Here is a 12991-nt window from a genome sequence, read left to right as displayed (position 1 = left end):
GTGCGTCAGGGTGTCGGTTGGGAGGCGCGGTCGAAGAACTTGCGTGCCGTGCGTTCGTCGCTGTCGCGCTGCTCGCGCCGCGCGCCGACCACGAGTTCCTGCCGCCGCGCGCGTTCGGCCAGCGCGTCGAAGGAGTTGAGGCGCCGCTTGTGCTGCTGCCACTCGCTGCGGCCATGGTCGAGCCGGCTGGCCGCCTGCGCGGCGATGGCCTGCTGCTGCTTGATGGCGCCGTCGAGCGTGCCGAGGAAGTTGCGGTAGTTGTGCCACTGGGCCGAGGGCAGGCCGTTCGCCATCAGCACCTGCAGCTGGTCGCTGTAGTCCTGGCGGTATTGCAGCAGCAGCTCCAGCTTCTGGTGGGCGCTGACCTGCGCGTTCTGCAGCAGGCCGAGCTGGCGCGCCGCATCGTCGGTCCGGGTGCGGGCGAGGTCGGTGAGCGTGTCGAGCGGAAGCTTGTGCGGCATGGCGACTCCTGTGGAAGGGGATGGGATCAGGCGGATTCGAAGAGGCGGCCCATGCGCTCGATGGAGGCGGCGTAGTCGCAGCGCTCGTGCATCGACTGCTGCAGGAAGGCCTCGATGCGCGGATAGAGCGCAATGGCCTGGTCGAGCTGTGGGTCGTGGCCGGCCGCATAGGCGCCGACGCTGATGAGGTCGCGGTTGCGCTGGTAGCGCGAGAGCGCCTGCTTGAAGCGCCGCACGGTGTCGAACTGCGAGGGCTCGATCAGCGCCGTCATCGCGCGGCTGATCGAGGCCTCGATGTCGATCGCCGGGTAGTGGCCGGCCTCGGCCAGCGTGCGCGACAGCACCACGTGGCCGTCGAGGATGGCGCGCGCCGAATCGGCGATCGGGTCCTGCTGGTCGTCGCCTTCGGACAGCACGGTGTAGAAGGCCGTGATCGAGCCGCCGCGGCCGTTGGCATCGCGCGCGCCGTTGCCGGCGCGCTCCACCAGCGCGGGCAGCTTGGCAAACACCGAGGGCGGATAGCCCTTGGTGGCCGGCGGCTCACCCACGGCGAGCGCGATCTCGCGTTGCGCCATCGCATAGCGCGTGAGCGAATCCATGATCAGCAGCACGTCGCGGCCCTGGTCGCGGAAGTACTCGGCCAGGCAGGTGGCATAGGCCGCGCCCTGCAGCCGCATCAGCGGCGAGTTGTCGGCCGGCGCGGCCACCACCACCGAGCGGGCCAGGCCTTCCTCGCCCAGCGTGTTCTCGATGAAGTCCTTGACCTCACGGCCGCGTTCGCCGATGAGGCCGACCACGATCACTTCGGCGCTGGTGTAGCGCGCCATCATGCCCAGCAGCACGCTCTTGCCCACGCCGGAGCCCGCGAACAGGCCCATGCGCTGGCCTCGGCCCACGGTGAGCATGGCGTTGATGGCGCGCACGCCCACGTCGAGCACCGAGTCGATCGGCGCACGCGCGAGCGGATTGATCGGCGGCGCGCCCAGCGGCACCCTGCGGCTCGCGTCGAGCGGACCGAGCCCGTCGAGCGGCCGTCCGGCGGCGTCGACCACGCGCCCGAGCATGCCTTCACCCACCGGCAGCCGCTTGGTGTGGGCATCGCCGGAAGCGCCGCCCGCGAACTGCGCGGGGCCGGGCCGCGCAAACACGCGCGCACCGGGCAGCAGGCCGGCCACTTCGCTTTGCGGCATCAGGAACAGGCGGTCGCCGGCAAAGCCGACCACCTCGGCCTCGGCATGGCGCTGCGGATAGCCGGGCGGCAACTCGATCAGGCAGTCGCTGCCGACCGGCAGCTGCAGGCCCACGGCCTCCAGCACCAGGCCGACGGCGCGCGTCAGGCGACCCGAGGTGGCGATGGTCGCGCACAGGCCGACCTCGCTGCGGGCCTGCGCGAGCGTGCCGAGCCAGGACTTGAGGTGCGGGTTGACCGCGCCGGGCGCGGCGGTGATTGTGGCGGCTTGCATGGTTTCTCAGGCTCCATCGGGTTCGGCATCGTGCGAGAAGGCGCCGGCCACGCGCTTCCAGCGGGTCGCGAGCGTGGCGTCCATCTCGCCGCTCGCGCTGCGCACGCGGCAGCCGCCGCGGGCCAGGGTGTCGTCGGCGCGCAGCTGCCAGCCGGCGGCCTGCAATTCGCCGCCGAGGCTGTTCTTCACCAGTGCCAGGTCCTCGGGGTGCAGCAGCAGGCGCGGCTCGCCCTGCAGCGCGGGTTCGGTGTGCAGCAGGTCCTGCACCAGCGCCAGCACCCATTCGGGCTCGACGCGCAATGTGCGGTGGATCACCTGGCGCGCGGCATCGAGCGCGAGCGCCAGGACGGCATCGCCCAGCTCGCTCTCCGCGCTGCGCAATGCAGCCGGCAGCGCCGCGGCCAGCGCGCGCAATTGCTCGGCATGCGCGCTGGCCGCGGCCAGGCCGGCGGCCAAGCCTTCGGCGCGCCCTTCGGCATGGCCCTGGGCCCAGCCCTCGCGGCGGCCTTCGGCTTCGCCGGTGGCGCGCGCTTCCAGGCGCAGGCGTTCGAGCTCGGCCTCGCGTGCCAGCGCGGCCGGGTCCACGCGCGGCGCTGCGGGCGCTTCGATGCCGGCGCTGCGCGCCGCGATCGCATCCGCGTCCGCGTCGATCGCGCCCATCTCCCAGCGCTGCCAGGCGGACAGGCGCGGCTGGGAGAGCATCGGCGGCGTGTCCTGCCGCGCGCGAGCGCCGAAGGAATGAGGGAAGGAGGTCATCTCATCGACTTCCAGGAACACCGCAGAACCGGCTTCGCCGGGCTGCAGGTGTTGCCCCCGGCGAGGGGGTTGGCGCAGCGACACGAAGTGCGCAAAGCTTGGGGGAGAGCAACATGTCTAGACGAAATCATCGGTTCCAGGCGCGGCAACGACGATCTCGCCGGCATCGGCCAGGCGGCGCACGACCTGCAGGATCGCCTTCTGCTCGGTCTCGACCTGCGACACGCGCACCGGGCCGCGCAGCTCGATGTCCTCGCGCAGCGTCTCGGCCGCGCGCTGCGACATGTTCTTGAGGAACTTCTCGCGCAGCTCGGGCGCCGAGCCCTTGAGCGCGACGATGAGCGAATCGGACTCGATGTCCTTGAGCAGGCGCTGGATGTAGCGGTCCTCCAGGTCGAGCAGGTTCTCGAACACGAACATCTCCTCGACGATGCGCTGGGCCAGCGCCTCGTCGTGGGCGCGCACGTGGGCAATGGCCTCTTCTTCCTGCGCGCTGTTCATCAGGTTGACGATCTCGGCCGCGGTGCGCGCGCCGCCCAGGCGGCTGCGCTTGAGGCCTTCGCCCGAGAGCATCTCGGTGAGCACGTCGGTCAGCTCGGCCAGCGCGGCCGGCTGCACGCCGCCGAAGGTGGCCACGCGCAGGATCACGTCGTGGCGCAGGCGCTCTGGCAGCCTTTCGAGCACCTCGGAGGCCTTCTTGCGGTCCAGGTGGACCAGCAGCGTGGCCAGGATCTGCGGATGCTCGTCGCGCACCAGTTCCACCACTTCGCTGGCTTCCAGGTCGTTGAGCCGCTCGATGCCGCCGTGCGGCTCGTCGGGCTGCAGGATGTCTTCGAGCAGGTTGCTGGCGCGGTCGTCGCCCAGCGCCTTGCGCAGCACGGCGCGGATGTAGCTGCCCGAGCCCAGGTGCAGCGCGGACAGCTGCTCGGTCTCCATGCGGAACTCGGCCAGCACGGCCGCGAGTTCGTCCTTGGAGACCTGGCTCAGCTTGGCCATTGCGACGCCCAGCGCCTGCACCTCGGTGGCGGGCAGGTGGTGCAGCGTGGCGGCGGCGCGGTCTTCGCCCAACGACATCAGCAAGATTGCGCTTTTCCGGGTGCCTGCGTCGCTCATGAATTCATCCAATGCTTGATCAGCGTGGCGACCAGGCGCGGATCCTGGTCGGCGGTCTGGTGCGCGTAGTCGAGGTCGGCCTTCTGGCGCTCGATCTCGCGCAGCCGCGCGTTGTTCTGCGAGGCCGCCTCGTCGTCGGCTGCGCCAGGGGCGGCCGGCGCCGTTTCGGGCACCGCGGCGGCGGGCGGCGCGAGGTGCCTGCGCAGCAGCGGCCGCAGCACCGCGAACCAGGCGAACAGCGCGAGGCCGGCCACCAGCAGGTACTGCGCGATGGTCATGGCGAGCCCGAGGTTGGCGGGGTCGCGCCAGAACGGCAGCGCGGGGCCGGCCTGCTCGTCGCCGCCTTCGCGGGCGAAGGCGCTGTTGACCACGTTGAGCGAGTCGCCGCGCTCCTGGCTGAAGCCCATCGCTTCCTTGACGAGGTTCCGGATCTGCTCGAGCTCGGCCGGCGTGAGCGCGCGCTGGCTCGGCTTGCCGGCGCTGTCCGCGGCTTCGCGGTGGTTCACCACCACGGCCACCGACAGCCGCTTCACCCCGCCCGCGCCTTGCTGCACATGGCGGATCGAACGGTCGAGCTCGTAGTTGGTCGTCACGTCCTTGCGCGAGCTGCCCGGTGCCGTGCCGGCCGCCGTAGTGGTTGCGGCAGTTCCCGGCGCCGGTGCCGCGGCGTTCGGCGGCGCGGTGATGGGCGCGCTCGGCGCCTGCGGCGGCTGGTTCGACAGCGCGCCCGGCACGCCGCCCGGCGGCGTGGCGCCCTGCTGCATCGACTCGCTCGACTGCTGGCTGCGGACAGCCGCGGTGCGCGGGTCCTGGTTCGGCTTGTAGCTTTCCTCGGTGCGCTCGACCACGGAAAAGTCGATGTCGGCCGCCACCTGCGCGCGCACGTTGCTCGCGCCCACGATGGGCTGCAGGATCGCCTCGATGCGGCGGATGTAGCCCTGCTCGATTTCCTGCGCGTATTTCAGCTGGCTCACGTCCAGTCCGCGCGCGCCGGCGTTGGCGGCCGACAGCAGGTTGCCGTGCTGGTCGACCACGGTCACGCTCTTGGGGTTCAGGTCGGGCACGCTGCTGGAGACCATGTGCACGATCGCGCTGACCTGGCCCTCGTCGATGCTGCGGCCGCGGTGCAGCGTCAGGATCACCGAGGCCGAGGGCTTCTTCTGGTCGCGCACGAAGAGCGAAGGCTTGGGCAGCGCCAGGTGGATGCGCGCCGACTCGACCGAGCCGATCGATTCGACCGAGCGCGCCAGCTCGCCTTCGAGCCCGCGCTGGTAGTTCACCTGTTCAGCGAAGTTGCTGGTGCCGAACTTCTGGTTGTCCATCAGCTCGAAGCCGACCCCGCCGCCCTTGGGCAGGCCCTGGGCGGCGAGCTTCAGGCGCAGCTCGGGCACCTTGTCGCGCGCCACCATGATCGCGCCGCCGCCTTCGGCGAACTTGTAGGGCACGTTCATCTGCTGCAGCGACGCGATGATGGCGCCGCCGTCGCGTTCCGTCACGTTGGTGTAAAGCACGCCGTAGTCGGGCGCGCGGCTCCACAGCAGGAACGCCGCGGCGGCCGCGGTGATGGCGGCCGCGCCGACGATCAGCGGCAGCTTCGGCTGGGCGCGCAGGCGCTCCGCAAGGCCGGAGGCGGGCGAGGGCGCCGGGCTGGCGCCCGCGGGGGCCGCCGAACTCATTGCGCAAGCTCCGCCGCGGCCAAATGCACGGGGCGGCGCGGGGTCATGGCGAGGGGCTGGAGGCTTCGATGTTCTGGGGTCATGCCGAGGGGGCCGTGGTGTCGTCAGCGAGCTATGGGTTCGGCGTTGATTCTCAGCAGCCGGGCCATATTCGATTGGTCGAACAACTGCGGGTTTTGCCGTCAGTTGGGCGCATGTCTCCGAGGCTTCGCCTGCTACGCTGAAAACACGCGGGAAGGCCCCTGGGCCTCCTTGTCCACACCCGGATCCAACCTATCAAGAGAAAGCCCTCCATGTCGATCACCGCCATCGAATCCGTCCTGCAGCAGATGCGCGCCACCGCGCTCCAGAGCGGCATCGCGCAACCCGCCGCCGAGGCGGCCCAGCCGGGGGGATTCGCGGCCGAGCTGCGGCGCTCGCTCGACAGCATCAGCACCGCACAGACCAAGGCCTACGGCCAGGCCGAGGACTTCGAAATGGGCAAGCCCGGCGTGGCGCTGAACGACGTGATGGTCGACCTGCAGAAGGCCAACGTGGCTTTCCAGACCGGGCTGCAGGTGCGCAACCGGCTGGTGGCGGCCTACCAGGAAGTGATGAACCTGCCCGCCTGAACCCGGAGGTTGTGGGGTGCGCATCTTTTTTTGCGCCGGACTCTAAATGTTTGAAAAGCCCTGCCGATAACTAAACCAACGATGGCTTGAGTCTCACAGTGGGAGCGGGTCCAGCGTTGCGGCCTGAGGGCCGGAGTCCACAACCTTTGTCTATCAGGAGTCGAACATGGCGCAAGTCATCAACACCAACAGCCTTTCCCTGCTCACGCAGAACAACCTCAACGCGTCGCAATCGTCGTTGAACACGGCGATCCAGCGCCTGTCTTCCGGCCTGCGCATCAACAGCGCCAAGGATGACGCCGCCGGCCAGGCCATCGCCAACCGCTTCACGGCCAACATCCGCGGCCTGACGCAAGCCTCGCGCAACGCCAACGACGGCATCTCGCTGGCGCAGACGACGGAAGGCGCGCTCAAGGAAGTGAACAACAACCTGCAGCGCGTTCGCGAACTGTCGGTGCAGGCCGCCAACGGCAGCAATTCGGCCAGCGACCTGCAATCCATCCAGGACGAAATCAAGCTGCGCCTCGGTGAAATCGACCGCGTGTCGAAGCAGACCGACTTCAACGGCGTGAAGGTCCTCTCGTCGTCGGCCAAGCCGCTGACGGTTCAAGTGGGTGCCAACGACGGCGAAACCATCGACATCGACCTGAAGGAAATCAGCTCGAAGACGCTCGGCATGCAAGGCTTCAACGTTGCCGGCCCCGCCGCCACGGCCGCCTTCGCCTTCGACGGCGTGACCGGTTCGGCCGCAGGCGATGCGCCCACGGCTGCCCAGCTGAAGTCGCTCTACGGTTCCACCACGGCCGTCACCACGACGACCGTCGCCGAGAAGACCACCGACGACCTGTCGACCAAGCTCGGCCTGGCCGCCGGCGGCGCCACGCTCACCGGCAACACCGTTGCCGACAAGAACGGCAACCTGTTCGCCGAAGTCTCGATCACGCCCACCGGCGCAGGCGAAACCTCGTCGTTGATCAACCAGGGCTTCACCGGCGCGGTCGACGGCACCGCCATGTTCCGCTACATCGCGCTCGACCCGGCTTCCGCCGACACGGCCACGACCGCCGGCACGGCCGCTTTCACCGTCGATACCTCGAAGGTGTCCGTGGCCAGCCTGCAGACCGGCTCGACGGCCAGCCCGCTGGAAGCGATCGACGCGGCACTGAAGCAAGTCGACGACCTGCGCAGCTCGCTGGGTGCGGTGCAAAACCGTTTCGACTCGGTGATCTCCAACCTTGGCACCGCCATCACCAACCTGTCGTCCTCGCGCTCGCGCATCGAAGACGCCGACTACGCAACCGAAGTGTCGAACATGACCCGTGCGCAGATCCTGCAGCAAGCCGGTACCTCGGTGCTGGCCCAGGCGAACCAGACCACGCAAGGCGTGCTGTCGCTCCTGCGTTGATCTGAGAAGGCATTGCGCAGCCATCGGGCGAAAGCCCGGCTCCGGCTGCGCTGTTCCCTGCGGCCTGGCTCCGGCCAGGCCGCAGACGACAGCGAAAGCAATCAAGACAAGAAGGTGGAAATCATGTCGATCCCCGTAAGCCCCGCGGCAGACGGCCCGTGGTGGATGCAGGCGCTCTCCGGGCGCACCGCCGGCAAGGCTGCCGAGGAGGCCGTGGCCGCGCCATCGGACGCCGTGGACGAAGCCACGCCCGTGCAGGTCGCGCAGGCGGTGAAGGAGGCCAATGCTTCGCTGCAGAGCCGCTCGGTCGGGCTGCAGTTCGAGATGGACGAGGACACCGACAAGCTCATCGTCAGGGTGGTCGACCGGGAAAGCGGCGAGGTCATCCGCCAGATCCCTTCCGAGGAAGTGGTGCGCATCGCCAAGGTGCTGGGCAAGGCGCCCGGCCTGCTGGTGAGCCGGGAAGCCTGACAGGCGCCGCCTTTTCATTCACAGACATCAGGAAATCTCAACATGGCATCGATCAGCAGCCTGGGCGTTGGCGCCAACCTCGAACTGGGCACCCTGCTCACCCAGCTCCAGACGGCGGAAAGCCAGCCGCTGGTGGCGCTTCAGCAGCGCCAGGTGAGCTACACGAGCAAGCTCTCGGCCTACGGCACGCTGCAAAGCTCGCTCGGCACGCTGCAGGCCGCGGCCAAGAAGCTGTCCGACCCCGCGTTGTTCCAGGGCGTGAAGGCTGCCTCCAGCGCCACCGACGTGCTGACCGCGGCGGCCGCAAGCACGGCCGCGGCCGGCACCTACGCCATCGAGGTGACGCAGCTCGCGCAGTCGCAGTCGCTGGTTGCGGCGGGCCAGGCGAACACCACCACGGCCATCGGCAGCGGAACCATCACCATCGATTTCGGCACCGTCACCGGCGGCGCGCTCGACGCGGCCACCGGCACCTACAACGGCTCGGGCTTCACCAAGGACGCCACCCGCACGGCCGTGCCGATCACCATCGACGGCAGCAACAACACGCTCGCAGGCATCCGCGACGCCATCAACGCCGCCAAGGCCGGTGTCTCGGCCAGCATCGTGAACGACGGCAGCGGCACGCCCAACCGGCTGGTGCTGACCTCCTTGCAGACCGGCGAGGCCTCGAGCATGCGCGTCTCGGTGGCCGGCGATGCGGCGCTGCAGAACCTGCTGAACAATGACCCCGCGGGCACGCAGAACCTGCGCCAGACAGTGGCAGGGCAGAACGCCAAGCTCACCGTCAACGGCATCGCCGTGACCAGCGCGAACAACACCGTCAAGGAAGCCATCCAGGGCACCACGCTGACGCTGCTCAAGACCGGCAGCAGCAGCCTCTCGACCCAGGCCGACACGGCCGCGGTGGAGACGGCCATCAACGATTTCGTCAAGGCCTACAACAGCCTGCAGGCCACGGCCAACACGCTGACCGCCTACAACAAGGACTCCAAGACCGGCGCCGCGCTGGTCGGCGATTCGACGCTGCGCAACCTGCAGACGCGCATCCGGCAGGCGCTCACCACGCCGCAGGCCGGCGGCCCCGACGACATGAAAGTGCTGTCGGAAATCGGCGTCGCCTTCCAGAAGGACGGCACGTTGGCGGTCGATTCGACCAAGCTCAAGTCGGCGCTCGCCAGCAACCTGGCCGGCGTTTCCGGGCTGTTTGCGAGCGCCACCGGCAGCACCGCCGGCTACGGCAAGCAGCTGAGCGCGCTGGTGGACGACCTCACCTCGACCGGCGGCGCGCTCAAGGTCGCCTCCGATGGCATGACCGCATCGCTCAAGCAGCTCGACGAACAGTACGCCGACATGAAGACGCGGGTCGATGCCAAGGTGGAGCGCTATCGCACGCAATTCACCCAGCTCGACCTGCTCATGAGCCAGATGAACCGGACCAGCAGCTATCTCACGCAGCAGTTCGCGAGCATGCAAAACAGCGGCAAGTAGTAGCCATTCCAGCGGAGCAAGCAGCCCATGTACACCCCCCACACCTTCAGGACCGGCGCCAGCGCGTATGCGCGCGTCGGCATGGAGACGCGCACCATGAGCGCGTCGCCGCACCAGCTCATCGTCATGCTGTTCGACGGCGTCGTCACCAGCATCGGCATGGCACGCCACCACATGGCCACCGGCGAGATGGCCGCCAAGGGCAACGCGATCTCCAAGGCCGTGAGCATCGTCGACAACGGCCTGAAGGCCGCCCTCGATGCCAAGGCCGCGGGCGCGGCTGGCGCCGAACTGGTGGGCAATCTCTCGGCGCTGTACGACTACGTGATCCGCCGGTTGCTCTATGCCAACCTGCACAACGAGCCGAAGGCGCTCGACGAGGCGGAGGCATTGCTCGAGAACGTCGCGTCCGCATGGCGCGAGATCGGCGGCGCCAGTGCCGGCAATTGACATCTTCACATTGGAAGCGCAGGCCGTGCCCGTCCGCCACGAAGTCATCCGTTGCTATGGCGAGCTCGCTGCGGCCATGTCGCTCATGGCCTCGCTGGCCCGCGCGAGGGAATGGGACCGGCTGCCCGAGCTCGAAGCCCGCTGCGCGGCGCTGGTCGACCGGCTCAAGGCCGTTGGCGCGGTGTCGCTCGATGCGGCGCAGCTCGAAGAAGTGCGCGGCCTGATCGCGCGCATCCACGCCGACCAGGCCGAGGTGTGCGGACTGGTCAAACCGCAGCTCGAACGCCTGGTGGCCAAGATGGCCCAGCTGCAGAACCGCAGCGATCTGGGCAAGGCCTACGGCCTGCCGCACTGATCGCCCGACGCTGCGCCCATGGCCATGAACAGACCGATCGGACCTGCCGTCGATGCGCTGCTTGCCGCGAAGCTTTCTTCGACGCGGCCGGACCTGGCCGTGCTGCAGACCGAGGTCGGCACCAGCATGCCCGTCGGGCCGATGGCCGAGATCCAGAAGGTCAAGAACGATGTCCGGCTGCCGTCGCACGCCATGCTCGAGGCGCCCCTTGCGGCCGGTACGCCACCCGCGCTGCCGCGCGCCGATGCGCCGCCCTCGATCGACACGCGGTGGTCCGCGGCGGCACGCGTCATCGGCGCCGTGCTGGCGGACCTGCATGCCGAACCGGAGCCGGTGCGCGGCGCGACGCCGGTGTGGACGTCGCCACAGGAGGCGCCGGCCGGCGCCGTGCTCGCGGCCGCGCTGGGACGATCGGTGAGCGGCAGCGGACTCTTCTACGAATCGCATCTGCTCGAATTCGCCATGGGGCTGCGCACGCTGTCGCAGCTGGCCGAGGAGCCGCAGGTTCGGCTGACGCAGCTGACGCAGCCGCTTCAGCAGCCGGCCGTGCCTGGCACCGCCGAGGCGCCACCCACTGCGATGCCCCAGCCTGCTGTCGCCCAGCGTGCTGCCGCGGCGCCACTCTTCGCTGCCGGCGGGCCCACTGCGCCCGTGGCGTCCGGTGCATTGCCGCAGGCACTGCCGTCCGAAATCGCTTCGCGCGCCGGCGCGCCGTCCGCCCAGACCCACCAGGCCGCGCTTGCCTCGACAAGCCATGTGGCCGCGATGGCCGGCGAGGAGCGCACGGCCAGCCTCGGCGCCGCTGAAGCCGGTGCAGCCAATGCTCCGGCGCGCGCGGCGGCGCCCGCCGCGGCCGAGCTGATCCATCCGCAGACCGCCGCGCTGGTGCACCAGCAGCTCGACCTGCTGGCCACCGCCGTGTTCCGCTGGAGCGGCCAGGCGTGGCCGGGTGTGCCGATGGCGTGGTCGATCCACGAAGAAACCGAACAACCCGGCGATGCGCCCGAAGGCCGCGGCGATGGGGGCGGCACGCCTGCGCGCCGCTGGACGACCACGGTGTCGCTCACGCTGCCGAAGCTGGGCGCGGTGGATCTTCGCCTGAGCCTGGCTGGCGAACTGGTCCAGGCGCACCTGTGCGCCAGCGAGGCCGCGACGCTGGTCCGGCTGCGCAGCGATGGCGGCGAACTGGCACCGCGTCTCGAGGCCGCAGGCCTGCGGCTGCAGGACCTGCAGATCACGGCCATGGAGCGCACCGCATGACGACCCCCGCGCAACCGCGCCAGAGCGCAGTGGCCCTGTCCCACGCCGACACCGCGAAGGCGCCGGTGGTGGTGGCCAAGGGCTATGGCGTGACCGCGGAATCGATCCTTCGGCAGGCGCGCGAGAACGGTGTCTACGTGCACGCCTCGCCGGACCTGGTCCGGCTGCTGATGCAGGTGGACCTCGATCGGCAGATTCCGCCGCAGCTTTACCTGGCGGTGGCCGAAGTCATGGCGTGGATCCACGGCATCGAGAACGACAGGGGCCAGGCAGCTGGCCGATCCGATTAATGTTTTTTCATTGAATTGCCATCTTTGTGAGAGCCGCTCGCATCGGCGGAAGGCTCGTCGTGCGATTGCAACAAAAGCTTACATGTACTTGTAGCCCTGTTTACAGTTTGAGTAGTGCAGAAGGTTACAAGTGTTAAATATTGTGAATAATCCCAATCAGGACATGACTGAACGGAGTGCATTTTGGAAACGGATAACGTGATGAGCGTAGCCAACGGCGAAATCTCCCGGGAAATCGGCGACATCAACCTCGCCTACATGCTGCTGGCGCAGAAGCTGGTCAAGCAGGACCGCGTGGCGGCGATGTTTCGGCTCGGCGTGAGCAGCGAACTGGCCGACATGCTGGCCGGCATGTCGCTGGCGCAGATCGTCAAGCTGGCGGCGTCGAACTTCCTGCTGTGCAGTTTCAGGCTGGACGAGCATGCTTCGATGTCGGCCGTGGTTGGCGAAGGTAAGGACACGATGCTGCAACAAGCGCACATGTCGATCCTGATGTCGGCACGAAGCCTGCAGACCCGAAAAGCAGCGGTGGCCGCATGACGCGCAAGAGCGTCCTGGGCGAGGTGCGCGAAGTCCAGCTTGCGATCCAGCTGATCCAGCTGGGCGCCCGCCTGCAGTTCCTGGAGGCGGAGGTGGGCCTGAGCCGCGAGCGGCTGATCCGCCTCTACAAGGAAATCAAGGGTGTTTCCCCGCCCAAGGGACTGCTTCCCTTTTCAACCGATTGGTACATGACGTGGCTGGCGAATATCCATTCGTCAATGTTTTACAACATGTATCAATTCATGAAGATTCATTCGGACGAAGAAAAAGTCTGGATATTGATTAAAAGCTACAAACTTTATTTGCAGCAAATTGCGGCGCAGGACAGCGAGCCAATTCTGGATTTCACGCGCGCCTACACGATGGTGCGATTTTTCGACAGCGACATGCTGCAGCTGAGTACCTGCTGCCGCTGCTCGGGGCAGTTCGTCGCGCATGCGCACGACCACAAGAGCGGCTACGTGTGCGTGCTCTGCCGGCCGCCGTCGCGCGCGGGCAAGGCGCGCGGCGCCAAGCGCGGCGCGGCGGGCGAGGCCACCACGCTCGGCATCGAAGGCATGGGTTTTGGCGTGGAGGCGGCGCCGGGCGGCGCGGGGCTCCACTGACACGGACCCTGCCCGCCGGGCAGGGCTTTTGAATCGACGCCTCA

Annotated in this window: 15 protein-coding genes; 10 read left to right on the top strand and 5 right to left on the bottom strand. The window is 68.5% G+C overall.

Features of this window, described 5'->3' with window-relative positions:
• Positions 1–5: 5 nt before the first annotated feature.
• The 5 genes from fliJ to fliF form a co-directional block, all read right to left on the bottom strand.
• Entirely contained in the window at positions 6–461 is a 456-nt protein-coding gene (gene fliJ, locus ACAM54_RS20525) for a flagellar export protein FliJ (protein ID WP_145745714.1), read from the bottom strand.
• 26 nt (positions 462–487) lie between these two features.
• The gene (fliI, locus tag ACAM54_RS20520; RefSeq protein ID WP_369648783.1) at positions 488–1924 is read right to left on the bottom strand and encodes a flagellar protein export ATPase FliI; all 1437 of its coding nucleotides are present in this window, start codon (positions 1922–1924) and stop codon (positions 488–490) included.
• A 6-nt stretch (positions 1925–1930) separates the two neighbouring features.
• Positions 1931–2680, bottom strand: a complete 750-nt coding sequence (fliH, locus tag ACAM54_RS20515; RefSeq protein WP_369648782.1) for a flagellar assembly protein FliH — start codon at positions 2678–2680, stop codon at positions 1931–1933.
• A 117-nt stretch (positions 2681–2797) separates the two neighbouring features.
• Positions 2798–3793: a flagellar motor switch protein FliG gene (fliG, locus tag ACAM54_RS20510; RefSeq protein ID WP_145745712.1), complete on the bottom strand. Its 996-nt coding sequence runs from the start codon at positions 3791–3793 to the stop codon at positions 2798–2800.
• Positions 3790–5469 carry a flagellar basal-body MS-ring/collar protein FliF gene (fliF, locus tag ACAM54_RS20505; RefSeq protein WP_369648781.1) on the bottom strand — a complete coding sequence of 560 codons (1680 nt, stop codon included), beginning with the start codon at positions 5467–5469 and terminating at the stop codon, positions 3790–3792. Before fliF ends, fliG begins: the two co-directional genes overlap by 4 nt.
• A gap of 293 nt (positions 5470–5762) precedes the next feature.
• Here fliF and fliE point away from each other — a divergent pair, with 293 nt between their 5' ends.
• From fliE to flhC, 10 genes are all read left to right on the top strand, one after another.
• On the top strand, positions 5763–6080 hold the full coding sequence (gene fliE, locus ACAM54_RS20500; RefSeq protein ID WP_015866941.1) for a flagellar hook-basal body complex protein FliE: 318 nt from the start codon (positions 5763–5765) through the stop codon (positions 6078–6080).
• Between the two features lie 166 nt (positions 6081–6246).
• Complete coding sequence (locus tag ACAM54_RS20495; RefSeq protein WP_145745710.1) at positions 6247–7485, top strand: FliC/FljB family flagellin; 1239 nt, start codon at positions 6247–6249, stop codon at positions 7483–7485.
• A gap of 123 nt (positions 7486–7608) precedes the next feature.
• Entirely contained in the window at positions 7609–7956 is a 348-nt protein-coding gene (locus ACAM54_RS20490; RefSeq protein WP_145745709.1) for a flagellar protein FlaG, read from the top strand.
• A 42-nt stretch (positions 7957–7998) separates the two neighbouring features.
• Positions 7999–9447 (top strand): flagellar filament capping protein FliD, encoded by a 1449-nt coding sequence (gene fliD / locus ACAM54_RS20485; protein ID WP_145745708.1) that lies wholly within the window; start codon positions 7999–8001, stop codon positions 9445–9447.
• A gap of 27 nt (positions 9448–9474) precedes the next feature.
• The gene (fliS, locus tag ACAM54_RS20480; RefSeq protein ID WP_145745707.1) at positions 9475–9897 is read left to right on the top strand and encodes a flagellar export chaperone FliS; all 423 of its coding nucleotides are present in this window, start codon (positions 9475–9477) and stop codon (positions 9895–9897) included.
• A 25-nt stretch (positions 9898–9922) separates the two neighbouring features.
• Positions 9923–10252, top strand: a complete 330-nt coding sequence (locus ACAM54_RS20475) for a flagellar protein FliT (protein WP_261380349.1) — start codon at positions 9923–9925, stop codon at positions 10250–10252.
• Between the two features lie 24 nt (positions 10253–10276).
• Positions 10277–11512, top strand: a complete 1236-nt coding sequence (locus ACAM54_RS20470) for a flagellar hook-length control protein FliK (RefSeq protein ID WP_369648780.1) — start codon at positions 10277–10279, stop codon at positions 11510–11512.
• A complete protein-coding gene (locus tag ACAM54_RS20465; protein ID WP_145745705.1) occupies positions 11509–11802 on the top strand; it encodes an EscU/YscU/HrcU family type III secretion system export apparatus switch protein in 294 nt (97 codons plus the stop codon). The genes ACAM54_RS20470 and ACAM54_RS20465 overlap by 4 nt, the downstream gene beginning before the upstream one ends.
• A gap of 201 nt (positions 11803–12003) precedes the next feature.
• Positions 12004–12342 carry a flagellar transcriptional regulator FlhD gene (gene flhD / locus ACAM54_RS20460; protein ID WP_186454215.1) on the top strand — a complete coding sequence of 113 codons (339 nt, stop codon included), beginning with the start codon at positions 12004–12006 and terminating at the stop codon, positions 12340–12342.
• Complete coding sequence (flhC, locus tag ACAM54_RS20455) at positions 12339–12947, top strand: flagellar transcriptional regulator FlhC (RefSeq protein ID WP_145745703.1); 609 nt, start codon at positions 12339–12341, stop codon at positions 12945–12947. The genes flhD and flhC overlap by 4 nt, the downstream gene beginning before the upstream one ends.
• The last annotated feature ends 44 nt before the right edge of the window (positions 12948–12991 follow it).

It is taken from the genome of Variovorax sp. V93, assembly GCF_041154485.1.
Classification (GTDB): Bacteria; Pseudomonadota; Gammaproteobacteria; order Burkholderiales; family Burkholderiaceae_C; genus Variovorax; species Variovorax beijingensis_A.
The sequence above is the reverse complement of the archived record's forward strand: the minus strand, read 5'-3'. Positions and strand labels throughout refer to the sequence as shown.